This is a genomic window from Promicromonospora sp. NPDC052451, assembly GCF_044547525.1.
In the GTDB taxonomy this organism is placed as follows: Bacteria; Actinomycetota; Actinomycetes; order Actinomycetales; family Cellulomonadaceae; genus Promicromonospora.
This window is the reverse complement of sequence record NZ_JBIUAP010000020.1, coordinates 19,617-41,290: the sequence shown is the minus strand read 5'-3', so window position 1 is coordinate 41,290 and position 21,674 is coordinate 19,617. Positions and strand designations below refer to the sequence as shown.

The 21,674-nt window shown below is 73.9% G+C and carries 25 protein-coding genes; 10 read left to right on the top strand and 15 right to left on the bottom strand.

Features of this window, described 5'->3' with window-relative positions; all coding sequences use genetic code 11:
• Positions 1–8: 8 nt before the first annotated feature.
• A complete protein-coding gene (locus tag ACIG47_RS24955) occupies positions 9–620 on the bottom strand; it encodes a hypothetical protein (RefSeq protein WP_397433773.1) in 612 nt (203 codons plus the stop codon).
• Between the two features lie 86 nt (positions 621–706).
• Between ACIG47_RS24955 and ACIG47_RS24950 the strand changes: the two genes are divergently transcribed.
• Entirely contained in the window at positions 707–1,240 is a 534-nt protein-coding gene (locus ACIG47_RS24950; protein ID WP_397433772.1) for a DUF1990 family protein, read from the top strand.
• Here the strand turns inward: ACIG47_RS24950 and ACIG47_RS24945 are convergent.
• Entirely contained in the window at positions 1,237–2,013 is a 777-nt protein-coding gene (locus ACIG47_RS24945) for an alpha/beta fold hydrolase (protein ID WP_397433771.1), read from the bottom strand. The genes ACIG47_RS24950 and ACIG47_RS24945 overlap by 4 nt on opposite strands.
• A gap of 81 nt (positions 2,014–2,094) precedes the next feature.
• Here ACIG47_RS24945 and ACIG47_RS24940 point away from each other — a divergent pair, with 81 nt between their 5' ends.
• Positions 2,095–2,313 carry a hypothetical protein gene (locus ACIG47_RS24940; RefSeq protein ID WP_397433770.1) on the top strand — a complete coding sequence of 73 codons (219 nt, stop codon included), beginning with the start codon at positions 2,095–2,097 and terminating at the stop codon, positions 2,311–2,313.
• A gap of 13 nt (positions 2,314–2,326) precedes the next feature.
• On the opposite strand, the gene ACIG47_RS24935 is transcribed toward ACIG47_RS24940, so the two are convergent.
• The 4 genes from ACIG47_RS24935 to ACIG47_RS24920 all read right to left on the bottom strand — a co-directional run bounded on the left by ACIG47_RS24935 (position 2,327) and on the right by ACIG47_RS24920 (position 5,932).
• A complete protein-coding gene (locus ACIG47_RS24935; RefSeq protein ID WP_397433769.1) occupies positions 2,327–3,196 on the bottom strand; it encodes a hypothetical protein in 870 nt (289 codons plus the stop codon).
• A 157-nt stretch (positions 3,197–3,353) separates the two neighbouring features.
• Positions 3,354–4,094, bottom strand: a complete 741-nt coding sequence (locus ACIG47_RS24930; RefSeq protein WP_397433768.1) for a hypothetical protein — start codon at positions 4,092–4,094, stop codon at positions 3,354–3,356.
• An 11-nt stretch (positions 4,095–4,105) separates the two neighbouring features.
• Positions 4,106–4,990: an alpha/beta fold hydrolase gene (locus tag ACIG47_RS24925; protein ID WP_397433767.1), complete on the bottom strand. Its 885-nt coding sequence runs from the start codon at positions 4,988–4,990 to the stop codon at positions 4,106–4,108.
• Between the two features lie 102 nt (positions 4,991–5,092).
• Positions 5,093–5,932: a helix-turn-helix domain-containing protein gene (locus ACIG47_RS24920; protein WP_397433766.1), complete on the bottom strand. Its 840-nt coding sequence runs from the start codon at positions 5,930–5,932 to the stop codon at positions 5,093–5,095.
• 149 nt (positions 5,933–6,081) lie between these two features.
• Between ACIG47_RS24920 and ACIG47_RS24915 the strand changes: the two genes are divergently transcribed.
• Entirely contained in the window at positions 6,082–7,074 is a 993-nt protein-coding gene (locus tag ACIG47_RS24915; protein WP_397433765.1) for a hypothetical protein, read from the top strand.
• 193 nt (positions 7,075–7,267) lie between these two features.
• Here ACIG47_RS24915 and ACIG47_RS24910 read toward each other — a convergent pair whose 3' ends face one another.
• Both ACIG47_RS24910 and ACIG47_RS24905 read right to left on the bottom strand, forming a co-directional pair.
• On the bottom strand, positions 7,268–8,266 hold the full coding sequence (locus tag ACIG47_RS24910) for a GlxA family transcriptional regulator (protein WP_397433764.1): 999 nt from the start codon (positions 8,264–8,266) through the stop codon (positions 7,268–7,270).
• A 73-nt stretch (positions 8,267–8,339) separates the two neighbouring features.
• Complete coding sequence (locus tag ACIG47_RS24905) at positions 8,340–9,077, bottom strand: nuclear transport factor 2 family protein (protein WP_397433763.1); 738 nt, start codon at positions 9,075–9,077, stop codon at positions 8,340–8,342.
• A gap of 157 nt (positions 9,078–9,234) precedes the next feature.
• On the opposite strand from ACIG47_RS24905, the gene ACIG47_RS24900 reads away from it, so the two are divergent.
• The 4 genes from ACIG47_RS24900 (at position 9,235) to ACIG47_RS24885 (ending at position 13,853) form a co-directional block, all read left to right on the top strand.
• A complete protein-coding gene (locus ACIG47_RS24900) occupies positions 9,235–10,245 on the top strand; it encodes a zinc-binding alcohol dehydrogenase family protein (RefSeq protein WP_397433762.1) in 1,011 nt (336 codons plus the stop codon).
• A 13-nt stretch (positions 10,246–10,258) separates the two neighbouring features.
• Positions 10,259–11,179, top strand: a complete 921-nt coding sequence (locus ACIG47_RS24895) for an NADP-dependent oxidoreductase (protein ID WP_397433761.1) — start codon at positions 10,259–10,261, stop codon at positions 11,177–11,179.
• Between the two features lie 29 nt (positions 11,180–11,208).
• A complete protein-coding gene (locus ACIG47_RS24890) occupies positions 11,209–12,048 on the top strand; it encodes an enoyl-CoA hydratase/isomerase family protein (protein ID WP_397433759.1) in 840 nt (279 codons plus the stop codon).
• A gap of 209 nt (positions 12,049–12,257) precedes the next feature.
• Positions 12,258–13,853, top strand: coding sequence for a phytoene desaturase family protein (locus ACIG47_RS24885; protein ID WP_397433758.1), 1,596 nt, complete (start codon positions 12,258–12,260; stop codon positions 13,851–13,853).
• 37 nt (positions 13,854–13,890) lie between these two features.
• Here the strand turns inward: ACIG47_RS24885 and ACIG47_RS24880 are convergent, their stop codons facing one another.
• A complete protein-coding gene (locus ACIG47_RS24880; protein WP_397417746.1) occupies positions 13,891–14,343 on the bottom strand; it encodes an SRPBCC family protein in 453 nt (150 codons plus the stop codon).
• A 144-nt stretch (positions 14,344–14,487) separates the two neighbouring features.
• On the opposite strand from ACIG47_RS24880, the gene ACIG47_RS24875 reads away from it, so the two are divergent.
• Positions 14,488–15,312, top strand: a complete 825-nt coding sequence (locus ACIG47_RS24875; RefSeq protein ID WP_397433757.1) for an SDR family NAD(P)-dependent oxidoreductase — start codon at positions 14,488–14,490, stop codon at positions 15,310–15,312.
• Here ACIG47_RS24875 and ACIG47_RS24870 read toward each other — a convergent pair.
• Both ACIG47_RS24870 and ACIG47_RS24865 read right to left on the bottom strand, forming a co-directional pair.
• Positions 15,279–16,313 carry a glycosyltransferase gene (locus tag ACIG47_RS24870; protein WP_397433756.1) on the bottom strand — a complete coding sequence of 345 codons (1,035 nt, stop codon included), beginning with the start codon at positions 16,311–16,313 and terminating at the stop codon, positions 15,279–15,281. The two genes, ACIG47_RS24875 and ACIG47_RS24870, sit on opposite strands and share 34 nt — an antisense overlap.
• Complete coding sequence (locus tag ACIG47_RS24865; RefSeq protein ID WP_397433814.1) at positions 16,306–17,403, bottom strand: iron-containing redox enzyme family protein; 1,098 nt, start codon at positions 17,401–17,403, stop codon at positions 16,306–16,308. Before ACIG47_RS24865 ends, ACIG47_RS24870 begins: the two co-directional genes overlap by 8 nt.
• A gap of 61 nt (positions 17,404–17,464) precedes the next feature.
• Here ACIG47_RS24865 and ACIG47_RS24860 point away from each other — a divergent pair, with 61 nt between their 5' ends.
• Positions 17,465–17,971: a CDGSH iron-sulfur domain-containing protein gene (locus ACIG47_RS24860; RefSeq protein WP_397433754.1), complete on the top strand. Its 507-nt coding sequence runs from the start codon at positions 17,465–17,467 to the stop codon at positions 17,969–17,971.
• A gap of 1 nt (position 17,972) precedes the next feature.
• On the opposite strand, the gene ACIG47_RS24855 is transcribed toward ACIG47_RS24860, so the two are convergent.
• From ACIG47_RS24855 to ACIG47_RS24845, 3 genes are all read right to left on the bottom strand, one after another.
• Complete coding sequence (locus ACIG47_RS24855; RefSeq protein WP_397433753.1) at positions 17,973–18,857, bottom strand: hypothetical protein; 885 nt, start codon at positions 18,855–18,857, stop codon at positions 17,973–17,975.
• 73 nt (positions 18,858–18,930) lie between these two features.
• On the bottom strand, positions 18,931–20,013 hold the full coding sequence (locus ACIG47_RS24850) for a hypothetical protein (protein WP_397433752.1): 1,083 nt from the start codon (positions 20,011–20,013) through the stop codon (positions 18,931–18,933).
• A gap of 46 nt (positions 20,014–20,059) precedes the next feature.
• Positions 20,060–20,209, bottom strand: coding sequence for a hypothetical protein (locus ACIG47_RS24845; RefSeq protein WP_397417734.1), 150 nt, complete (start codon positions 20,207–20,209; stop codon positions 20,060–20,062).
• A 203-nt stretch (positions 20,210–20,412) separates the two neighbouring features.
• Here ACIG47_RS24845 and ACIG47_RS24840 point away from each other — a divergent pair, with 203 nt between their 5' ends.
• On the top strand, positions 20,413–20,700 hold the full coding sequence (locus tag ACIG47_RS24840; RefSeq protein ID WP_397417731.1) for a hypothetical protein: 288 nt from the start codon (positions 20,413–20,415) through the stop codon (positions 20,698–20,700).
• Here ACIG47_RS24840 and ACIG47_RS24835 read toward each other — a convergent pair.
• Entirely contained in the window at positions 20,692–21,663 is a 972-nt protein-coding gene (locus ACIG47_RS24835; protein ID WP_397433813.1) for a DNA topoisomerase IB, read from the bottom strand. The two genes, ACIG47_RS24840 and ACIG47_RS24835, sit on opposite strands and share 9 nt — an antisense overlap.
• Positions 21,664–21,674 lie beyond the last annotated feature (11 nt).

Here is a 21,674-nt window from a genome sequence, read left to right as displayed (position 1 = left end):
GAGAGCCGTCAGAGCCCGACGACCAGCGCGACCACTGCGAGGACGGCCGCGACCCCCGCGCCCGCCCAAGCGATCAGGGCGTGCCGCCGCGCGCGCTCCCGGACCGTACCGAGCTCGGCCCGCAGCGCCCCGAGCTCCGCACCCAGTGCCGCGTGCCCCGCGCGCAGCGCGCCGAGCTCTGCGGCGAGCTCCTGGTGGGCTGCCGCGACCTCGTCCTGCACCACCCCGAGGCGCGACTCGGCACGGTCCGCGGCCGCCCGCGCCGTGGCGGCCTCGTCCCGCGCGGCGGCGGCCTCCGCGCCGGCGGCCGCCGCCGTGGCTCCCGCGTGGTCCGCGGTCGCCAGCGCGGCAGCGGCGAGGGTGGCGGCGTCGGCCGGGGGAGCGGGCTGCCGGGGCGCGGCGGGGAACGGCGCGGCCGGGGCGGCGTCGGCTGCGCGGTCCTGCGGGTGGTCCGGGGCGGGAGTCTCGGCACGGGTGAGCTGGCTGCGCACCTCGGCCCTGAGGTCCGACAGGAACGGCTTGATGCCGCGGGCCTTGCGCTCCCTGGCGGAGGCGTGCCGGGGAACTCCGCTGGACGGGCTCGGGGCGTCGGGCGCGCTCGGGTCGTGTTCGGTCGCCATGGGGGAGAAACGTACACGGGTCGGCACACGGGTCGGCACACGGGCCGGACCACGGGCGGCCGGGCCCCGGCCGGTACGGTACCGGTGTGCAGCTCACCCGGCCCGACCTCGCGCGGGTCCTCGCGCGCGCCGTCACCGAACGCCCGAAGGCCGAGGCCGGCTGGCTGGACGCCCCGCCGCCGCGGGCGCGGGTGCTGCGGGAACGGGTGGTGGTGCGCCCCGGCACCGAGCTCGCCGCCGTCGCCGACGCGCTGTTCACCTGGCGCGTGCACCGGGGCGCGGGCCTCGCCATCGCCCCCACCGGTCCCGCGGAGCCGGGGGCCACGGTGGTGCAGGGCGTGCAGGTGGGCCCGCTGTGGTTCGCGGCCCCGTGCCGGGTCCTCGACGTGGTGCGCGGGCCCGACGAGGCCGGCTTCACCTACGCGACGCTGCCGCGCCACCCCGAGACGGGGGTCGAGAGGTTCCGTGTGCGGCGCGACGGTGACGGCGTCGTCTTCGAGATCCACGCGGTGGCGCGGCACGACTTCTGGGGTTCGAGGATCCTGCCCTGGGCCGCGCGCGGGGTGCAGGACCGGGTCACGCGCGGCTACCTGCGTGCCGCGCGCGACGTGACGGGCTAGCGCTCCGGCGCGTCGTCCTCGCCCGGCCCGCCGGCCAGGAAGTCCGCCAGGAGGGTCGTCATCTCGTCGGGGCGCTCCAGGTTGGGCAGGTGACCCGCCCAGCCGAGCTGCACGTGCCGGGCACCCTGGATGTGCCCGGCCAGGTGGTTCGCCACCGCGCGGAAGTGGTCGAGGTCCTGGCCGCCCGACACGACCAGCGTGCGTGCCGTGATCGCGCTCAGGTCGATCTCGGGGCCGGGGTTCTGGTGGATGTCGTCGCCCGCGCCGAGCTGAACCTCGAACGCGTGCCGCTGCATGGTGCGCAGCAGCTCGTGGGCGTCGTCGTCCGCCTCGGGCCCCAGCCAGGTGGCGACGTTGAGCTCGGTGGCGCCGGCGACGTCGCCGGCCTCCAGGAGGGCGTCCTCGCGGCGGGCGAACCGCTGCAGCGAGCGCGTGGCCGGCAGGGCGAAGGCGGAGTTGACGAGCACGAGGTCCGAGACGAGCCCCGGCCAGGCCGACGCCAGCTGGAGCGCGACGTTGCCGCCGGAGGAGGCGCCGACGACCGCCAAGCGGTCGACGTCGAGCGAGTCGAGCAGGGCCCGGACGTCACCCGCGTTGTCGAACGGCTCGCTGGTCAGCGGGGTGTCGCCGTAACCGCGCAGGTCGCACCGGATCACCCGGTGCTCCCGGGCGAGCGGGGCCCGCTGCGGCTCCCACATCCGGGAGTCGGCGACGCCGGCGTGCAGGAGCAGGACCGCGGGCCCGGAGCCCGCGGTGTCATGGCTGAGGATCATGCGCCGACGGTAACGACGGCGGCCCGGGAAAGGCCAGCGCATAGGTGGACTCCAGGGAGGGCGGCGACTAGACTCGAACACATGTACGAATCATCGGCAGGTCACGAGCCCGGCCAGGGCACCGGCTCACCCGTCGACGCGGCGTTCGGCGCACTCCTCGACGAGCTGTTCGCCGGCCCTCGCGTCACCTACGCCCCGGTCGGGGAGTCGCCGCTGTACCACGCGGGGCACCGGCGCGCCGCACGCCGGCACCGGCGCTTCGTGCTGCGCGCCGGCACCGACCTGGACGACCCGCGCTGAGGAGCGCACCGGGTCACAGCACCACGGCGAGCACGGCGGCCACCACGGCGAGCGCGACACCGACCCAGGCGAACGTCGTGGCTGTCGCGGCCTTCTTCGTCGCCGCGTCCGCGGTCTGACCCGCCGCGGCCGCAGCGGACGCGGCCGAGTCTGCTGCGCTCTGGGCCGTGGCCGCCGCGGCGCGTGCGGCGTCGAGGTCGGTCCGCAGCGTGTCGGCGGTCGTCGTCAGCGCGTCGACACGCTCACGCAGGCGCGTCGCCTCCTCGGCGGCCGTGGCCGCAGCCCGCTCGGCGGCGCTCGTCGCGTGCTCCTGCGCCTGCTCGAGCGTTCGCGTGGCTGCCTCGTCCAGAGCCTTGGTCTGCGCCGCGGTGAGCGTCTCCGCCTGCTCCTTCTGGCGGGCCGTCACCTCCTTGACGATCAGCTCGCGCAGCTCCGTGCCCTGCTCCTTGAGGGAGACCGTCAGCTCGGCGCGCACCTCCTCGGGCGTCAGGGGCTTGTCGGGCTTGGTGAGGTACGCGTCCGCCCACGTGCGCCGCGACCGGTTCGGCCGGCCGGAGGCCCCGTCGACCACGGCCTCCTTCTCCTCGTCGGTCAGGCGGTCGAGCGCCTCGGCGGCGGCCTTGACGGCCGGCGGGGTCTCGACGGGGGCCTTGGGTCCCTTGCCGCCCTTCGGCGTCTGCGATGTCATCTGAGTCCGTTCCCCCTGGGGCTCCCTCTCGGGCGGTGCGGCGGCTGCCACGGCGGCGGCGTAGTCGGCGTCGTCGGTGTCGCTGGACGCCGACTCGGGAATCTTGATGGGCTTGGTCAACAGAGCCCGCAGGCGGTCCATCCGCTCGGTCTTCTCGCCACCCTCGGTCGCCGGGGCGTCGCTGTCACTGCTCATGGGGGAAACGTACTGCTCTGCCCGATCTAGGTCGACCACCACGCGTGGAGTGGCGTCTTCCTTGTGATGACACATGGGGTTGAGGGGCCGCGGTGGGCAGGAATGGCCCACTGGGCGCTGTCCTGGCTCCGGCAGCCGACGCGTCCGAGCCGACGGATCAGCCGAGTCGGACGTCGCTGATGTCGATCGAGACGATGAGAGGGTCCGGGACCGCCGTGCCGTCGCCGTCACGGACGAAGATCTTGCGGCTGCCGGCGAGGAGCAGTCCGTCGGCCCAGAACTGGTCCGTCATGTACTCGACGCTCGGGGATCCGCCGGCGATGTCGACCTCGTAGTCGCGGCGGCGAAGCACGCCGTCCGTGTCCGCGTAGAGGGTCTGCGTCGGGGTGTGCGTTGCGATCTGCGGCGGGTAGGTGACACGCAGCCGGTCGAGCACCGTGCCGTCGGGCTCGGTCCACGGGCCGGTCTCCTCGACCTGCACACCGGGGAAGGTGAACGACCACGGCTCGGTGTTGTAGGTCCACATGGCGTAGCCGGTGAAGTAGGCGAGCTGAAGCTGGGTCCACGGGGTTTCCAGGACGTGGCCCTCGAAGGTCGCGCGCGGGTTGTCGACGGCGTCGATGATCTCGTCGCCGTCCATGGTCGCGCGCACCATCTCGACCCGGTCCGCAGTGAACCGGGTGCGCACATCGGGCGCCCCGAAGCTCTCCAGGCTGGTCTCCTGGTGGCGCAGGTCTACCGTGAACCGGCCGTGCTCGGCGACTCCGGCGACCTGCTTGAGGCCCCAGAAAGCGCCGCCGAACGAGCGCTCGGCACTGATGGTGGACACCTCGGCCCAGCGGGCACGGCCGCCATGAGCATCGAGGATTCGGTCGAGAAGGTAGGTCGGGCTGGTCATGGGCATTCCTCTCAGGCGGCGGCCGTGGTGGTCTTGGCCGCCACGAACTCGAGGACGAGGCGGGCGGCCTCGTGCGGGTACTGGAAGATCGACGCATGCGCGGCATCGGGGAAGATGTGCAGCTGCGCGTCGGGGATGAGTCCGGCGAGCGTGTGGCTCCCCGGTGTGCGGATCATCAGGTCGTCGTCGCCCTGCAGGATCAGGGTCGGCTGGGTGATGGCGGTGAGGCGCTGGAGCTTGCTGAAGTCGGGGATGCCCCAGGCGAGGATCGCGTCGTACTGCGCGTCGCGCACCGTTGTCGTCGTCGGCTCGTCGCGATCCTCGCGGGAGAAGATCCGCCCGAGGAAGTCGGTGCCGAGCGCGCGGCTCGTGTCGGTGTGCGCGAAGAAGATGTAGAGCAGGCTCTCCGCGGTGCTGACGTCCAAGCGGGCCTCGCGCTGGATGTCCTCGCGCCAGCCGTGCATGGTCGGTGCGCCGGCGGGTCCGGTTCCGGCGAGCACCAGCAGACGCACGGCCCATGGGCGCAGCAGCGCGAGCTCCTGCGCGACGAACCCGCCGAGCGAGAATCCGAACAGGTCGAACGTGCGAACGCCCAGCGCATCGGTGAAGGCGAGCAGGTCGCGCGCCATCTCGGCGACGGTTGACGGAACCGTTCCTGTGGAGGCGCCCACTCCGGCGTTGTCGACGAGGATGACCTCGCGCTCAGCGGCGATGTCGTCGACCAGGTCAGGATCCCAGTTGTCCAGGTTCCCGCGGAAGTGCTGCAGGAAGACGAGGGGGACACCATCGGTGCTGTGACCGAAGCGGCGGTAGGCGTACTCGATGTCGTTCGCTGCGACGACCGTGCCGGTGCGGACGGTACGCGCGGTGACCGGGCCGTTGTCGGCGTTGTCCATGTGTGACTCCATCCCTGCGCCGATCGGGGTGACCGGCACAGGGACGAAGTTACGGAGCGCGTGGAGATCCAGCGTGCTCCTACGAGGGACAGGCTGCTCGGCTCAGTGGCGATGCGCCTCTGCGGTGGTGGAGGAGGTCCGAGCAGCGAGGTGCACGATCGCCTCCGCGCTCGGTGTGCCCGGCTCGGCGTGGTACACGCAGAGCAGGTAGCCAGGCGTGCCGGGAACCACGAGTGTCTGGTGACGCAGCACGATCTGACCGTACCCCTTCACCTGCGGGCGTACGTCTCCGTCGTAGTACGGGTCGACGTCCTGTCGTTCCCAGAGCGTACGGAAGACCGGATCCTGCTCGGACAGCCGCGCTGCCAGCTCGTGGAGACGAGGATCGAACGGGTGCCCGTAGTAGCGCAGCCGGCGCACTGTTCGCGAGGCAAGCTGGTCCCAGGTCGGTAGCGCGCGGACCTCGGGCAGGGTGAACACCGCCTCGGCGATGTTCACGCCCGGTTCGAGCGCATGCGGGACGACGGCACGGGCCATGGCGTTCGAGAGCACGACGGTGTGCCGTGAGTCGATGATGTAGGCGGGAGTGTTCGGCCAGGCGTTCAGGATCGCCGCGAGATTGTCCATCGAGACCGCGGCCTCCTGGGCCGGCAGGTCGACCGGTTCGGCGTTCGCGAGCAGGAGCATGTAGGTGATGGCGGCCTCGTCCAGCATCAGCGCGCGGCCGAGTGCGCGCAGCACCTGGTCCGACGGGGTGCGGTCGCGGCCTTGTTCGAGCCGTAGGTAGTACTCCTGGCTGATGCCGGCGGCGCGGGCGACCTCGTCGCGCCGCAGACCCGGGACACGACGCCGCGTGTGCGAAGTGACGCCCGCTTCCTCGGGGGAGACGACCGCGCGGCGCGCGCGCAGGTAGTCGCCGAGCGGCGAACCCTTGACACCCACGTGCGAGTCCTTTCCCTCGAGGTGAGTCCGGCCAGGACCGCAGCTCCACGACGAGCTGCCTGTCCGCGACAGGGCCACCCTCGGCCCGGGCCACCAGTCTACGGTCGGTGGGGTCGCCGGAGCCTCGGGCGACCGGGAGGGAAGCACCAGTGACGTCGGCTGCCGTCCGTCGCGCCCACGTGGCGCGGGCAGCGCTGTTCCGGGAGCCTGCGATCAGTGTCTGGTCGCGGTTTGAAACGCTCGACGACCTGAGCACTCTTGCCGACCTGGTCGAGGTCACGCCGAGGGATCCGCCAGGTTCTCGGCTCGTGCGCTTCGGCGGCAACCGGTTCGGTGCCGTGGAGTCCATCACCCGCCGTGAGTCCGGCCTGGTCGCGTACCAGGCACGAGTGCCGGGCGGATCCGCCCGTGACGACTTGGACGGCGTTGTCCGTGTCTCCGCCGAGCCCGACGGCTACAGCCGCGTGACGTGGTCGGCCGAGCTGGTGAGCGACAACGGCCAGGAGGCCCGTGACCATGTCGGCGCCTGGCTCGAGCGTCGCCTGCAGCTCGCCGGCGGCACGTTGCTGGCCCCGCTGACCATGGAGATCTGGCTGGGCGGCGCCCGGACGGCGACGCTCGTCGCCGGGGCGCGGGACGCCGTCCTCGTGGACGCCCCGTCCGCCACCGTCGAGGCGGAGGATCTCGCGGCCTGGATCCGGTCGACGGGCAAGCAGCTGACCGGTGTGATCGTTCTGCCGGGAGGCAGTACTCCGGGCTTGCGAACCGTGCTGCGTGCGTTCCCGGAGGCAGGCGTCGTCGCGGCGCCCGCAGTCACAGGGCTGGACCTGGAGGGCCACGAGCTGCGGCTGTTCGACCTCGGCGAGATCGCCGGACGCCGGGCCGCGTTCGTGTCGGTGCGCGATCTGGATGCCGCATTCTGCGGGGATCTCGTGAGCAACGGCGTCCGTGCGCGGCTCGAGGGGGTCGATGCCGCGGCGCGACGGGCCTGGAACCGTTCGCTGGACCTGCTGCAGGCGCTGCGCCCGGCGTGGACCGTTACCCGGCATCGCGCTCCCGGCACCCGGAGCGATGCCACCGGGCCTCAGGTGGCATCGCTGCGTCGTGACCTGACGAGCCTCGACACGGAGCCGACCCTGTGATGCGCCGCTCCGGAGCCTGTCCCCGTCGGGGACACGCGACCAGGACATCCTCGACCGGATTCGGCTCTGGCCTCAAGACCGCCACAGGGTCCGGCGCCGCGGCAGAGGCCTGCGCCCGGCCCTGTGGCGGGTAGTCCTGCCGGCTCTCGCGCGCACCTCAGCTCCGTGGCGCTCGGCGTGACGGTGATTCCCTTCAGGCGACCTGCGGCTGCCTGTGCGCGGTACCTTTCTTCGCTTGAGGCGGGGTCGAGCGGAACGTCTGTCGGTACGCCATCGGTGAGACGCCGAGGGTCGACGCAAGGTGGTTGCGCAGCGATGTCGCTGTCGCGTATCCGACGGTGGCGGCGATCTCGTCGACGCCGATGTCGGTGGTCTCCAGCAGCTCACGCGCGAGCGCGAGCCGCTGACGGGTCAGCCATTGCCGGGGGGCGAGGCCTGTCTCTGCCCGGAAGCGGCGCGCGAACGTGCGCTCGCTCATGTGCGCGTGCCGTGCGAGCTGCGAGACGGTGAGCGACTCGCCCAGGCGCTGTAGTGCCCACTGCCTGGTGTCCGAGGTCGATGCGTCCCGCGGGTCGGGAACGGGCCGTTCGATGAACTGCGCCTGCCCGCCGTCTCGGTGCGGTGCGACCACACAGCGCCGGGCGGCGGTCGTGGCCGTCTCGGAGCCGTGGTCCATGCGGATCAGGTGCAGGCACAGGTCGATGCCGGACGCCGCACCCGCCGAGGTGAGCACATCGCCCGCGTCCACGAACAACACGTTCTCGTCCAGGTCGATCCACGGGTACCACCTGCGGAACAGCGGCTCGCACTCCCAGTGCGTGGTCGCCGTGCGCCCCTTCAACAGCCCGGCTGCGGCGAGCGTGAACACACCGGTGCAGATCGACACGACGCGAGCCTCAGGGCGGATCAGTGCGAGCGCGGCACGGACGTCGTCATCGAGACCGCGCTTGAGGAACCGCGGCTCGACGGGCGCGACGATCACCGTGTCCGCGTGGCTGAGCGCGTCGACACCCGCCGTGGGCACGACGTCGAAACCCGCATTCGTCGCGATGGGCGCTCCCGTGGGCGTGCACAGCGTCACCTCGTAGGCGCCGTCCGTCGCGCCGAAGACCCGTGCAGGGATGCCGAGCTCGAACGGGTAGGCACCGTCCTGAGCGAGGACCACGACCCGGTGCGGTACACGAGGGGACATGACTTGATTATGACTCCGCGACACGTTCAGGCCATCCGCGGTGGTGAGGGTCTCGTGCTGGATCACGGGGGGCTCAGAAGGCGCCGTTGCCGTGCGGCAGATACGGAGGCACGGGCGCGGTCAGCGACCAGTGCTCGGCAACACGGCCGTCCCCGATCCGCCACAGGTCGTTGATGATCACGGGAAGGTCGGTCGTCCCCTGCGAACGCGTGTACACGAAGTCCGCGTCGGCGAGGACCATGTGCAGCTCGTCGTACGTCACGACCTGCGCGCGCAGCGCCTCCCGGAACCCGTCGATGCCGCCGGGATACGCGGGGTCGTGCTCGACCAGCTCCGGCGCGAGGTAGTCGGTCAGGTTCTCGTCCGCCCGCTCGATCAGGACACGCTGCACCAGGCGCTCGACCAGGGCCTTGTTCGTCGTCGTGTCGTGCGCGCCAGGGGAGAGTCCCGGTCCGCTCGTCTGCGAGCGTCCGTCGCCTGTCGGGGCGCTCGCAGGCCCGAGCGCGTCCCAGTGTTCGACGATCCTGCCGTCCCGTACGCGCCACACGTCGTAGCCGATCAGCGGTACCGGTGCGAAGCCGGAGAAGACACCGTGCGTCACGACCAGATCCTGGTCCGCGAGCGCTCGCACCAGTTCGTAGCCGGCCGACTCGGAGAGGCCCGACACCAGTCCGCGCAGCCCTTCGATGCCGTCCGGGGCGAGCGCGGAGTGCTGCACGTAGACCGGCCCGAAGAGGTCGTCGACGGCAGTCAGGTCCTTCTGGTTGAACAGGCGCTCGGTGGCGCCGACGACGATCTCTCTGGTGGACATGGTGCTCCTCAGGTCGTGGGCGGGCCGGCCGCCTCCACGAAGCTACTGACGGCAGATACCCATCGGGAAGCGATGTTCCTGCCAGGTTTCGCCACTTTCCCGCCGACTCCTGCAGACCCCGTCCCGTGCCCTGTCGCGCTGTGTGACGCTCGGATCCATGAGCACCGGAACGAACACGATCATCGGCTACTCCAGGAATCTCCCGGCGTCGGATCCGAACGCCTTCGAGGTGCGAACGGGACCGATCCCGGCGCCCGCCCCCGGGGAGCTCGTCGTGCGGGTGGAGGCCGTCTCGGTGAACCCGGTCGACGTGAAGGTTCGAGCTCACGCCTCGCCGCACGGGTTCCGCGTGCTCGGCTATGACGGCGCCGGGATCGTCGACGCGGTCGGCGAGGGTGTCTCGGAGTTCGCGCCAGGGGATGCGGTCTTCTACGCGGGCAGCATCGGCAGGGCAGGGAGCAACCAGCGCTTCCAGACCGTCGAGGCGCGGATGGTCGGCCGCAAGCCGGAGCGGGCCTCGTTCGGCGAGGCCGCCTCGTTGCCGCTCACCTCGCTGACCGCGTGGGAGGCGGTGTTCGACCGGCTCGGCGTCACCGACGACTCCGCTGGTGACCTGCTCGTCGTCGGCGCGAGCGGTGGCGTGGGATCCGTCCTGCTCCAGCTCGTGCGTGCCCGAGCGCCGAAGGTACGGCTGATCGGCACCGCGGGCGCGGCGAACGCCGAGTGGGTGCGCTCGATGGGAGCGCACGAGGTCGTCGACCACAGGGCCGACCTGGCGGCCCAGGTGCACGCCCTGGCGCCGGAGGGTGTGCGCTGGCTGTTCACCGCACACTCCGAGCACCAGGAGCGCGTGTACGCGAGCATCGTCGAGCCGTTCGGGCGCATCGTCGCGATCGACGACGGCCCGCGCGACGTCTCGCCGCTGAATGACAAGAGCATCGGCTGGCTGTGGGAGCTGATGTTCACGGACCCGCTGCACCTGCCGCAGTCGCACCACCAGCGCTGGATCCTGGATCAGGTGTCCGCCCTCGTCGATTCCGGTCAGGTGCGACCGACCCTCACCGAGAACTTCGGGCCCATCTCGGTCGACTCGCTGCGACGCGCGCACGCAGCGGTCGAGACCGGCCGTGCTGTCGGCAAGATCGTGCTCGAGGGCTGGGAGGGCTGACATGGCGAGCACGATGCAGGCGATCACGCAGGACATCCTGGGCGGCCCCGAGGTGCTGCGCCTGGGCACCGTTGCCCGCCCGGAGCCGCGGATCGGTCAGGTGCTGGTCCGCGTGCACGCGGCTGGCGTCAACCCGGCCGACGCGATGAACCGGCAGACGGGCATCTTCGGTGGGCAGCCACCGTTCGTCCTCGGCTGGGACGTGTCCGGCGTGATCGAGGCGGTGGGCCCCGGGGTCACGCTGTTCGCACCCGGCGACGAGGTGTTCGGGCTGCTTCCGTTTCCCGCCGGCGGCGGTGCGTACGCGGAGTTCGCGATCGCCCCGACCCGGTCGCTGATCGCAAAGCCGGCCGGGCTGAGCCACGTACAGGCCGCTGCCATGCCGCTGGCGGGTCTGACCGCCTGGCAGGCGCTCGTCGAGACGGCGGGTCTCGCCGCCGGCGAGCGGGTCCTGATCACCGGCGCGTCGGGAGGGGTCGGCCACCTCGCGGTGCAGATCGCGACTGCGCGCGGTGCGCACGTGATCGCGCTGGCCTCGGGGGCGAACGCACAGTTCGTGCGTGGCCTGGGGGCCGCGGAGGTGCTTGACCACCACACCAGGGATGTCGGTGAGCTCAGCGATCTGGATGTGGTGCTCGACGTCCTCGGCGCGGAGTACCTGCTGAAGGCCGTCCGCGCCCTGCGGCCCGGCGGGCGCCTGGTCTCGACACTGCCGCAGAGCCTGGCCGCAGCCGCCCCCGCCGCAGCCGAGAAGGACGTCCGGATCAACGGTCTCTTCGTCGAGTCCGACCGGCTGGGCCTGATGGCGCTCGCCGAGCTCGTGAACGACGCAGAGCTCAAGCCCACTGTCGCGGCAACCTATCCGCTGGCGGAGGCCGGTACGGCCCACGCAACCAAGCATGGTCCCGGCAAGGTCGTCCTGACCGTCGCGTGACCGTCCGGCACTCTTCGAAAGGCCCCACCATGAACGACGCACCGATCCGGTTCAGCCGCACGTCCCCGCGGGTCGCGACCATCACGTTTACGAACCCGCCCGTGAACCTCGTCGTGGGAGCGACCGCGCAGCGGCTCTCCGAGATCGTGGACGAGCTCGGAGGCGACGAGCAGCTGCAGGTACTCGTCTTCGAGAGCGAAGTACCGGACTTCTTCCTGAACCACTTCGATCTCGCGCACCTTGCGGACTTCCCGCAACCGAAGGCCCCGGGCGGCCCGCACCCGTGGACCGACATCTCGCTGAAGCTCACCAAGGCGCCGTACATCACGGTCGGCAAGATCCGAGGGCGCACCCGGGGCGGTGGCAACGAGCTGGCTCTCGCCCTCGACCTGCGCTACGCCAGCCTGGAAAGGGCCTTCTTCGGCCAGCCCGAGGTCGGGACCGCGGTCGTCCCTGGTGGCGGCGGAACTGAACGCCTGCCACGGCTCGTCGGCCGCGACCGCGCGCTCGAGGCGGTGCTGACCTCGCTCGACTACGACGCCGCCACCGCCGAGAGGTGGGGCTGGGTGACCCGCGCACTACCGGACGCCGAGCTCGACGACTTCGTCGACGGGATCGTTGCCCGCCTCGCCGCGTTCGACCGCACGGCGCTCGCCACCGCCAAGCGCTTGGTGAACCGCGCCACCCTTCCCCCGGACGAGGATCTCGTCACCGCGTACCAGGAGTTCATCACGACGACGACACTTCCCGGGTACCTCGACCGAGCGTCCGCGCCCACCCCCACCGGGGAACAGGTTCTGCAGATCGAGTACACGCTCGGTGAGTTCCTCGGCGTCGCGGCACTGCGCCGTGCATCCGCGCGTGACTAGCCCGGCGCACAGCGGAGGCGCATCCAGGTCGACCACCACGAGTGGGGTGGCGCGGTCCTGATTCCTCCGGCCTGCCGGGCGGCCCGGACCCGCGCTGGCGAGCACCGCCGCTCGTGGGCACGCTGGACGCAGCCGACGGACGCAGCCGACGGACGCAGCCGACGAGGGAGCGCGCAGGTGGACACCGACCGCACTGCAGGACCCGCGCCATGGTGAGGACCGTGGACGCCGTCGTCGTGGGTGCCGGACCCAACGGGCTGGTCGCGGCCAACGCCCTGGTGGACGCCGGCTGGGAGGTCCTGGTGCTGGAGGAGCAGGACGTCGTGGGCGGCGCGGTCCGGACCGCCGAGGTGACGGCGCCCGGGTACCGCACCGACCTGTTCAGCGCGTTCTACCCGCTCGCGGCCGGCTCGCCGGTGATCCGCGACCTGCACCTGGAGCAGCACGGGCTCGCCTGGTCGCGTGCGCCGTCCGTCCTCGCGCACGTGCTCGACGACGGCCGGGCCGCGGTGCTGCACGACGACCCCGAGGACACCGCCGCGGGCCTGGAGACGTTCGCCCCGGGGGACGGCGACGCGTGGCTGCGGGTGTTCGCCGGCTGGCAGCGCGTGCGCGACCCGCTGCTCGACGCGCTGTTCAGCCCGCTGCCCGCCGTCGGACCCGTGCTGCGGCTGCTGCACAGGATCGGTACGGGCGGCGCGCTGGACCTCGCCCGCCTCGCCGTGCTGCCGGTGCGCCGGCTCGCGGACGAGACCTTCCAGGGCGAGGGCGGCGCTCTCCTGCTCACGGGCAACGCGATGCACGCCGACGTACCGCCGGACGCGGCCGGCAGCGGCGTGTACGGCTGGCTGCTGGCCATGCTCGGCCAGGACGTCGGCTTCCCCGTGCCGGTCGGCGGCGCCGGGGCGCTGGCCGGGGCGCTGGCCGCACGCGTGCGGGCAGGCGGGGGAGAGATCGTCACCGGGACGCGTGTCGACCGGGTGCTGATCGGGCGCGGTCGCGCCGTCGGCGTCCGGACCGCGCACGGTGAGCTGGTCCGGGCCCGGCAGGCGGTGCTGGCCGACGTCGGCGCGCCCGCCCTCTACCGGGACCTGGTGGGGCTGGAGCACCTGCCGGCGCGCCTGGTGCGCGACCTCGACCGGTTCCAGTGGGACCACCCGACCTTCAAGGTCAACTGGGCGCTGGAGTCGCCGCTGGCCTGGACGGCCGAGGCGGCCCGGGGCGCCGGGACGGTGCACCTGGGCGTGGACCGGCGGGGCTTCGTCGACGTGTCCGCGGCGCTGTCGAAGGGGCAGGCCCCGGCGCGGCCGTTCCTGGTCCTGGGGCAGATGACGACGTCCGACCCGACCCGTTCGCCCCGCGGCACCGAGTCCGCGTGGGCCTACACCCACGTGCCGCACGGCGTGGACTGGACCGACGAGACGGTGGCCCGCCAGGCGCGGCTCGTCGAGGACGCCCTGGACCGCGTCGCGCCCGGGTTCCGCGACGCCGTGGTGGGCAGGTCGGTCCAGAGCCCGGCCGACCTGCAGGCGGCCGACGCCAACCTCGCCGGAGGTGCGGTCAACGGCGGCACGTCGGCGGTGCACCAGCAGCTGTTCCTCCGGCCGACGCCGGGCCTCGGCCGGCCCGAGACCCCGGTGGAGCGGCTGTACCTCGCCGGCGCGGCCACCCACCCGGGCGGTGGCGTGCACGGGGCGTGCGGCTGGAACGCCGCGCGGGTGGCGCTGGCCGCGGCGAACCCGTGGGGCAGGATCCCGCGGGCGCTCGCCCGCAGCGCGTGGGGCCGGTTGCTCCGCGACGGGTGAGGCGCCGCCCGCCGTGCGGCAGTGCCGCCGGAGGCGGTCAGTGCGCGAGCTGTCCGGGCGTCCGTCGCTCGGCGAGCAGGGCCAGCCGGCGCAGGGTCTCGACGTTCCGCGGGCCGATCGCGGCGGCGCGCACCGGTCGCGGCAGCAGCGTCCCGGGCCCCTTGTCGGCGTCCTCCGTGATGCGCACCCGGCACCCGTCGCCGGCCGGTGCCACCTCGATGAGCACGCGCGCCTCGCCCGCGGGCCATCCCCGGGCCTGCAGCTCGATGGAGCGCTCCGGGTCCCACGCGCGCACGACCGTCTCGTCGTCGAGCAGCGCCGGCCACAGCCCCACGGAGTGCAGGATGCGGGTGCCCGGCTCCGGCCACGCGCGGTCCACGGCCCGGATGCGGGCCGTGCCCACCACCCAGCTCGAGTACGCCCAGCCGTCGGCCAGCACCCCGAGCACGGCCTCCGGGGCACAGCGGGCGGCCCGCGTGACGGTCACCATGCTCTGTACGGTAGCGAGGTCCGGGCCACCGGCAACCGGCGGGCCGGGGTCGTGTGCGAGTGAGCGCCGCCGTGCCTAGTGTCGAGGGATGCCCCGGGGCCACCCTGCAGGCAGGGAGCCCGGACCCGAGCACGGGAGCGCCCGATGACCGAGCACCAGCCCACCCCACCCCGGCCCGTGCCGGACGGCGCGGACGCCGCCCTGGTCACCGGGGCGTCAAGCGGCATCGGGTTCGAGATCGCCCGCGAGCTGGTCCGGCGGGGCCACGACGTGGTGGTGGTGGCCGAGCGCGGGGTGGACGAGGCGGTGCAGCGGTTGCGCCAGCACACGGACGTCCGGGTCACGGGCCTCCAGGTCGACCTCGCCCGGCCCGACGGCGTGGAGCAGGCGGCCGCCCGGGCGCGGGAGACCGGGGTGCGCACCTTCGTGCTCAACGCGGGCGTCGGCGTGCACGGGCCCTTCCGGCACACCCCGCTGGAGGACGAGCTGCGGCTCGTCGACCTGAACGTCCGCTCCGTGGTGCACCTCGCGCACCTCGTGGTGCCCGGGCTGGTCGCGGCGGGTACGGGACGGATCCTGGTCACGTCGTCGATCGCGGCCACGATGCCCGCACCCCTGTTCGGCACGTACGCCGCGTCGAAGGCGTTCCTGCGCTCGTTCGCGTGGTCGCTGCGCGGCGAGCTCGCCGGAACCGGCGTGTCGGTGACCACCCTGCTGCCCTCGGCGACCCGCACGCCGTTCTTCCGGTCGGCCCAGATGGAACGCACGCACATCGGGCGGGCGCCGAAGGCCCGCGCCGCCACGGTGGCCCGCCGGGCGGTCGACGCGCTCCAGGCGGGCCGGGCGGAGGCGGTGCCCGGCCTGCAGGCCAAGGCGATGGTCGCGATCGGCTGGCTGCTCCCGCAGCCGGCCCGCGCGGCGTTCCACGGCTGGTTCTATGCTCCGGGCGCCCGGCCGGGAACCGGCTGACGCCGGAGCCGGTGCCGGGTGTGCGCCGCGCACCGCAGCCGTGTCCCCGCGTACGGCACCCCGCCGCACAGCCACCATCCCGCGGCGAGCCAGGCGCACACGGCGCGCTCCAGCACCCACGCCGGGGCCCACAGCGCCGCCGTCGCCGGGAAGTGCTCGACGCCGCCGGCCCGACGTCGACCGGCCTCCGCGACCACCACGGAGCCGGCCAGCAGGGCGACCAGGACCAGACGGCCCCCTTGCCGCCCGCGCCCGGAGCCCCGCACGGCGAGCGTGGCGGCCGCCGTGAGCAGAGGCGCCAGCGCCAGCTCCGCGAGCAGCCGGGGCGGCTGGGCCAGGGAGTCGTACGCCTGCCGGACCCGCTGCTCGGCGAACCGGCGGAGGCCGGGCGGGCGCCGTCGTACCACGAGGCCGGGCGCGGCCAGGACCCGGCCGCCCCGGGACCGGACCGTCCGTTCGAGCTCCAGGTTCTCGAACAGCACGTGCGGGTCGTACCCGGCGGCGCCGAGCGCAGCGCGCCGGAACGCGACGGTCCCGGCGTAGTCGTGCCCGAACGCCCGGTTGACCAGCGACCGCGCCGTGTCCCACCGGGCGTGCCACGGGAGCGGGGCGAACACGTTCTGCGGGACGACCAGGTCCGCGTCGCCCAGGGCCGCCAGCACCCGGTCGAGCGCGGCGTCGTCGTACCGTACGTCGTCGTCCGCCACCACGACGAGCGCCTCGGTGGTCGCGGCCAGGCCGGCGCGCACCCCGATCACCTTGCCGTTGGTCCGGTGCGGCACCGCGGGCACGACGACGGTGCGCACCCCCGCCCCCCACGCGGCAGCGTGCCGGTCCCGCACCCCGGCCGGCGACCCGTCCGCCACCACCACGGGCACACGCCGCGCGACGCCGCGCAGGTACGCCGCCAGCTCGGCCAGCTCACCGGGGTCGACGCCGGGGCGGCGCAGCGGCAGCACGTACACCGCATCGGCGAGCCGGTCAGGCAGGAGCTCAGGCACGCGCGTCGGCCGGATCGTCGAGCGGGGCCAGCAGCGCGGAGTCACCCTGCCGCCAGCGGCGCAGCGCGTGCGCGGCGACGTCACCCTCCACCGCCAGGCAGGCCGCCGCCCCGAACAGCACGTCGTCGCGCAGCGCGGGTTCCTGCTCGGCGAGCCGGCCCGCGAGGTCACGACCGGCGATCTGCTCGTGCACGGCGTCGGCCTCCACGTGCTCGTCGAAGTACTCGGTGGTGCCCGGGTCGTGGCCCAGGCGCCGGAAGCCGTCGGCGTAGAGCCGGCTCGGGATGGACGACGTCATCTCGAACGCCGCGAGATGGCCGACGATCGCGCCCCGCAACCGCCGGTGCAGCCCGAACAGGGACATCGTGTTGAGCGCCACCAGCACCTCGGTGGGCACGACGTCGACGTACCGGCCGTAGGCGTCGTCCAGGCCGGCGCCCCGCATCGTCCGTGCGAAGAGCTCGGCGTGCATGCGGCCCGGGCGGCCGCCGCCGTACTCGTCGGCCTGGATCTCCACCAGCGCCGCCTTGGGCGCACCGGCGAGACGCGGGACGGCCCACGTGTGCGGGTCGGCCTCCCGGAGCTGGTAGAGGGACCTGAGCACCAGCAGCTCCCGGGCCTGCGCGGCGTCGGCGCGCCTGGCGACGTAGCGCGCCAGCCGGGGGCCGCCGTCCGAGGCCGTGAGGTCGAACAGCCACCGGGCCACACCGGCGGCGTCGGTCTCGGCGCACGGCGGGTGCGCCGCACGCGTGCGCAGGGCCGCCTCGAACGGTGCCTCCAGCGACTGCCGGACGGCGAGGAGCTCCGGCTCCCACTCCCAGGCGTCGTCGACGCCGTCCACGCCGCGGTGGTGCAGCTCGTACAGGACCGTGAGCGCGAGCTGCAGGTCCGCGTCGCCCAGCACGTCGGGCTCCGGCGCGAGGGCGTCGGCGACGGCGCGGCGCAGGGCCGCCGGCCGGGTTGCCTCCGTGTCCGACGCCGTGTCCGGCACCGGGTCCGGCGCCGTGCCGGACCCGGTCCTGGGCGGCCCCGCGGTGAGTACTGCGAGGAGGGCGGTGCTCACCGGGCCGCGGGGGCGCGGCGTCGGCATGCGGTCCGCGGGCCGGGGTCCCGGACCGGCGTCGGTCGTGGTGGCGCTGTCCCGTACCGGTGTGGCGGTCATCTGCGGCTCCTGGTCGTGCGCGGGGCTCGCGCCCCTGCTCGACGCCGTACTCATCGTGCGCACGAACCACGCCGGTCGCAAGCGCGCCCCGGCCCCGCCGCAGGCAGGTACCGGGTTGCGAGCGGTACCCGTCCTCCTAGGTTGGGGGCAGGACGCGGCCTACCGGGACGACGCGAGCGACGACGGGAGCGGCACCATGACCGAGACCACCCGGCCCACCGGCGACCCTGCTGATGCGGCCGGCCCCGCCGTCGGCGCGGGCCCGCTGCGCGCGACCGACGTCACCGTCACGGCGTGCCCCGACGGGCCGCTGCTGGTGCGGGGCCCCGCCACGATCCTGGGACCCGACGGCGAGCCCGTGCTGCGCCGCCGCGCGACAGTGGCCCTGTGCCGCTGCGGTGGCACGGCCATCGCGCCGTGGTGCGACGGCACGCACAAGGTCAACGGGTTCCGCACGACCGGGCCGGACGACGGTTCGGCCACCGGTCCGAGCTGACTCACTCCGACGGCGTGTAGCGCTGCTCCGGGGCGAACACCGGCCCGGCGTCCCGGTCGAGCTCGACGTGCAGGGCGCCCCGGAGGTCGTCGAGCACCACGACGGCGCTGCCGTCCACCGGTACCCGGTCCGCCGAGGTGCGCATGCGCGCCGCGATCTCGCGGCGTCCCGCGGCGGTGTCGTACGCGACGGTCACGTCGAGCTCGGGGTCGCTGTGCAGCCAGAGGCGGACCTCGCCCAGCCGGAGCCGGCCCGTGTACCGCAGGCCGTCGCGGCGCAGCCGTCCGATGGTCTCCTGGCGCTCGCGGGCGTGGCGCAGCGCGCCCGGGAGCCGGGCCGCGATCGTCAGTCCCCATCCGGCGGCCAGCGCGCCCACGACGGCCGGTATCAGCACGCCCTCCGTGCCCGGCACACCGTCCAGCGTCTCCCGGACCCGCGCGGCCGGGTCGTCCGCCGCGGCGACCCGGGCCACCGCGCCGCCACCGGCACCGAGGGCGACCCCCGCCAGCAGCGGCGCCCACGACCACAGGGACGCGGCGCGACGCTGCCCGAACGTCTCGAGCGCGTGCTCGGCGAGGCCGACGGTGCCGAGCACGGCCAGGTAACCGAGCACGAGCACGCCCGCCACCAGCCAGCCGCCGCTCTGGCCCGCCGTGCAGGAGCCGGCCGTCGCGTGGCACAGCAGCCAGGAGGCCACGAGCGCCTCGGCCGCCCAGACGAGGCCGGTCAGCAGCGCCGGCGCCAGCAGCCGGGCCGTCACCCGCCCGGGTGCCCGGCCGGGGGCGAGCCCCGTGAGCCGCGATGCCCGGTCGGTGACGGAGAACACCGGACGGTGGTCCCACCAGTGGGCCGAGACCTCGTCCCGGGGGGTCACGGCCTCGGTCATGTCTGCCTCCCGCTCGGTCCCCGTCGTCGGGGTGCCGTCATTCTGCCGGGCGCGCACGCCCCGGCGCCAGGGGTCACGCCCGCTCGCCGAGCGCCACCACGCCGCGCCGCAGGGTCACCACGAGCGCCCCGGCGACGAACAGGTCGTCCCCGGACGGCTGCCGGGCCGCGCGCACCGCGCCGGCCAGCGCGGCGACGGCCCCGGCGGCCCGGTCGGCGGCGTCGCCGTCGTGGTCGTCGTCGGGTCGCGTGCGCAGGGCCTCCGCGTAGGCACGCAGCGTGGTGGCCAGGACGGGGCGCATGTCGGGGCCGAGTGCGACGTCCTGACGGTCCGCGCGTTCCCACTCGGCCAGGAGCCGCACCACGTCGTCGACCACGTCGGCGGCGGTCCACAGGGCCTCGGCGCGGCGCGCCTGCGCGGCGGCCCAGCCGCCGTACCGGTGACCTCGCCGGTTGACCCGCATCGCCTCGTGGGCCCGGGACACGGCGTCGTGGGAGCGGTCGATGGTCGGTGCGACGTCGCGGCGCCGCTGCTGCCACTCGTCGGCGGCGAGCGGCCCGACCCGTTCGAGCCGGTCGGCGAGCAGCTCCACCTGGTCCACGAGCACGGTGCGCAGGCGGTCCAGCGCGTCCTCCGACGGGGTGAGCGGCAGGGGCGGGAACAGCAGGTTCACGCCGGTGCCGATCGCCGCGCCCACGACGATGAGCCCGGCGAACACCGTGATGTACTCGAGCTGCTCCGCGCCGCCGAGGATGAGCACGAACAACGCCGAGGTCACCACCCACGTCCCCATCTCGCCGAAGACGCGCCAGCCGGAGCACAGGAGGGCGGTCCCCACCACGAGGGCCACCGACAGCGTGCTGGAGCCGAGCGCCAGGTCCACGCCGCGGGCCAGCACCGCGCCCGCGAGCACCGCCCCGGTCGCCTGCACGGAGTCCCGTACCGACCGGACGGCGGTGCTCGAGGTGGCGATGATCGCCCCGAGCGGCGCGTAGTACGGCTGCTCGGAGAACGGCGCCGGCGCCAGCGCCCCCACCACCCACGCCAGCGACGCCGCGAGCGCGCCCTTGGCGGCCAGACCCCAGCGGGGGTGGCGCGCCCAGTGCGCGTGCAGGGTGGTGAGCAGGGTGGTGAGGCGCTGTGACGGTGTGGGCATCACCGCCAGGCTCACGCGGCGCCGGGCCACGCGCATCCGGGACCGGTCAGGTCCGGGTGCGCCGGGCGAGCCCGAGGATCAGGCTGACCACCAGGACGGCCACGCCGATCCAGATCAGGAACTGCCCGATCTCCGTCGCGACCCCCAGGATCACGAGGACCACGCCGATGATGATGAGGACGAGCCAGGCAGGCATCTGAGACCTCCTTCGTCGTGGCGACGCGGGGTGCGCCGCCGTTGATCCGAGGTTCGTCCTGTTTGTGGTCACTCGCACCTGAAAGGCCGGGCGCCGGCGCATGCGGGCTGACCGGGGTGTTGCCTGGTGGGCGGCCAGGGGCCTACGGTGGTCGGACCCGGGGTCATGAAGCGGCTCCAGATCTCCTGGATCTGGAGGTTCCCATGTCCCCACCCGGCATCTCTCCCGACGACCCCGCACTGCGCGCCGTCGTCATCGGCCTGGTCTCCGTCGAGCGGGTCAAGAGCGTCGTCGCCGTGGTCCGCGGCGTCGACGAGGACGCCGCCGAGCGCGTGCTCACCGATGTGGCCCGCGAGGCCGGTGTGCCCCTGTGGGCGGCCTCCGACCAGGTGCTCGCGAACCTGCAGACCCAGGTGGGCACCGCCGGCCTCACCCCGGACACGCTGGACCGCGCGCTCGACGCCGTCTGCCCGGCGGGTTCGTCAGGCTGAGCGGCCGGCGGCCGTGAGCACCTTCAGCAGGGCGCGCTCGTCGGCGTCCATCCACCGTGACGTGCGCGCGGCGGCGGCGCCGGAGCGCTCGACGAGGCGGTCGAGCTCGGCGCGGTCCTCGGTCAGCAGCACGGGGTGCACGTAGCTCTTGCGGCACACCGCCGGGGTGTTGTGCAGGTGGGCCGCGGCGATCCGGACGGCCTCGGCGCGCTGGGCGTCGTGCTCCTGCCGGGTGTGCGGCGTCAGCCCGCGCAGGTGGCCCAGGACGAGGGCGCTGGCGCCCCACGTCCGGAACGTCTTGGCGGTGTACCCGTCACCCATGACCCGGCCGAGGTACTCGTTGACGTCCCGGGACCCGACGGTGCGGGTCTCGTCGCCGTCCACGTACTGCAGCAGGCGCTGGCCCGGCAGCTCCTGGCACCGGCGCACCACGTTCGCCACGCGCCGGTCGTGCAGGACGACGTCGTGCGGGGTGCCCGACTTGCCGCGGAAGCGGAACCGGATCTCGGCGCCCTGCACCTCGGCGTGCCGGGAACGCAGGGTCGTCAGCCCGAACGACGCGCCGGACCGCACGTACTCGTCGTTCCCGACCCGGATCAGGGTCTCGTCGAGCAGCCGGACGACGGTCGCGACCACCCGCTGCGGGCCCAGCCGCGGTGAGCGCAGGTCGGCGTCGACCTGCTTGCGCAGCGTGACCAGGGCGCGGCCGAACTCCACCAGGTCGTCGAACTTCGCGGTGTCCCGCTGCTCGCGCCACAGCCGGTGGTAGAGGTACTGCTTGCGGTGCCTGGCGTCGCGCCCGGTGGCCTGGAGATGACCGGTGGGGTCGGCGCAGATCCACACGTCGGTCCATGCCGGCGGCACGGCGAGCGCACGGAGGCGGGCCAGCGTCGCGGCGTCGGTGATGCGGGCGCCCCGGTGGTCCGTGTACGAGAACCCGCGACCCCGCCGCCGGCGGTGGATGCCGGGGTCGG

Bases quoted from the DNA above. Each gene is read 5' to 3' on its own strand.
- ACIG47_RS24850 (WP_397433752.1), bottom strand. From the start codon at position 20,013: ATGCCCACACCGTCACAGCGCCTCACCACCCTGCTCACCACCCTGCAC.
- ACIG47_RS24935 (WP_397433769.1), bottom strand. From the start codon at position 3,196: ATGAGCAGTGACAGCGACGCCCCGGCGACCGAGGGTGGCGAGAAGACC.
- ACIG47_RS24900 (WP_397433762.1), top strand. From the start codon at position 9,235: ATGAGCACCGGAACGAACACGATCATCGGCTACTCCAGGAATCTCCCG.
- ACIG47_RS24855 (WP_397433753.1), bottom strand. From the start codon at position 18,857: ATGACCGAGGCCGTGACCCCCCGGGACGAGGTCTCGGCCCACTGGTGG.
- ACIG47_RS24945 (WP_397433771.1), bottom strand. From the start codon at position 2,013: ATGATCCTCAGCCATGACACCGCGGGCTCCGGGCCCGCGGTCCTGCTC.
- ACIG47_RS24955 (WP_397433773.1), bottom strand. From the start codon at position 620: ATGGCGACCGAACACGACCCGAGCGCGCCCGACGCCCCGAGCCCGTCC.
- ACIG47_RS24940 (WP_397433770.1), top strand. From the start codon at position 2,095: ATGTACGAATCATCGGCAGGTCACGAGCCCGGCCAGGGCACCGGCTCA.
- ACIG47_RS24875 (WP_397433757.1), top strand. From the start codon at position 14,488: ATGACCGAGCACCAGCCCACCCCACCCCGGCCCGTGCCGGACGGCGCG.
- ACIG47_RS24910 (WP_397433764.1), bottom strand. From the start codon at position 8,266: ATGTCCCCTCGTGTACCGCACCGGGTCGTGGTCCTCGCTCAGGACGGT.
- ACIG47_RS24885 (WP_397433758.1), top strand. From the start codon at position 12,258: ATGGTGAGGACCGTGGACGCCGTCGTCGTGGGTGCCGGACCCAACGGG.
- ACIG47_RS24880 (WP_397417746.1), bottom strand. From the start codon at position 14,343: ATGGTGACCGTCACGCGGGCCGCCCGCTGTGCCCCGGAGGCCGTGCTC.
- ACIG47_RS24930 (WP_397433768.1), bottom strand. From the start codon at position 4,094: ATGACCAGCCCGACCTACCTTCTCGACCGAATCCTCGATGCTCATGGC.
- ACIG47_RS24840 (WP_397417731.1), top strand. From the start codon at position 20,413: ATGTCCCCACCCGGCATCTCTCCCGACGACCCCGCACTGCGCGCCGTC.
- ACIG47_RS24895 (WP_397433761.1), top strand. From the start codon at position 10,259: ATGCAGGCGATCACGCAGGACATCCTGGGCGGCCCCGAGGTGCTGCGC.
- ACIG47_RS24890 (WP_397433759.1), top strand. From the start codon at position 11,209: ATGAACGACGCACCGATCCGGTTCAGCCGCACGTCCCCGCGGGTCGCG.
- ACIG47_RS24845 (WP_397417734.1), bottom strand. From the start codon at position 20,209: ATGCCTGCCTGGCTCGTCCTCATCATCATCGGCGTGGTCCTCGTGATC.
- ACIG47_RS24905 (WP_397433763.1), bottom strand. From the start codon at position 9,077: ATGTCCACCAGAGAGATCGTCGTCGGCGCCACCGAGCGCCTGTTCAAC.
- ACIG47_RS24865 (WP_397433814.1), bottom strand. From the start codon at position 17,403: ATGCCGACGCCGCGCCCCCGCGGCCCGGTGAGCACCGCCCTCCTCGCA.
- ACIG47_RS24925 (WP_397433767.1), bottom strand. From the start codon at position 4,990: ATGGACAACGCCGACAACGGCCCGGTCACCGCGCGTACCGTCCGCACC.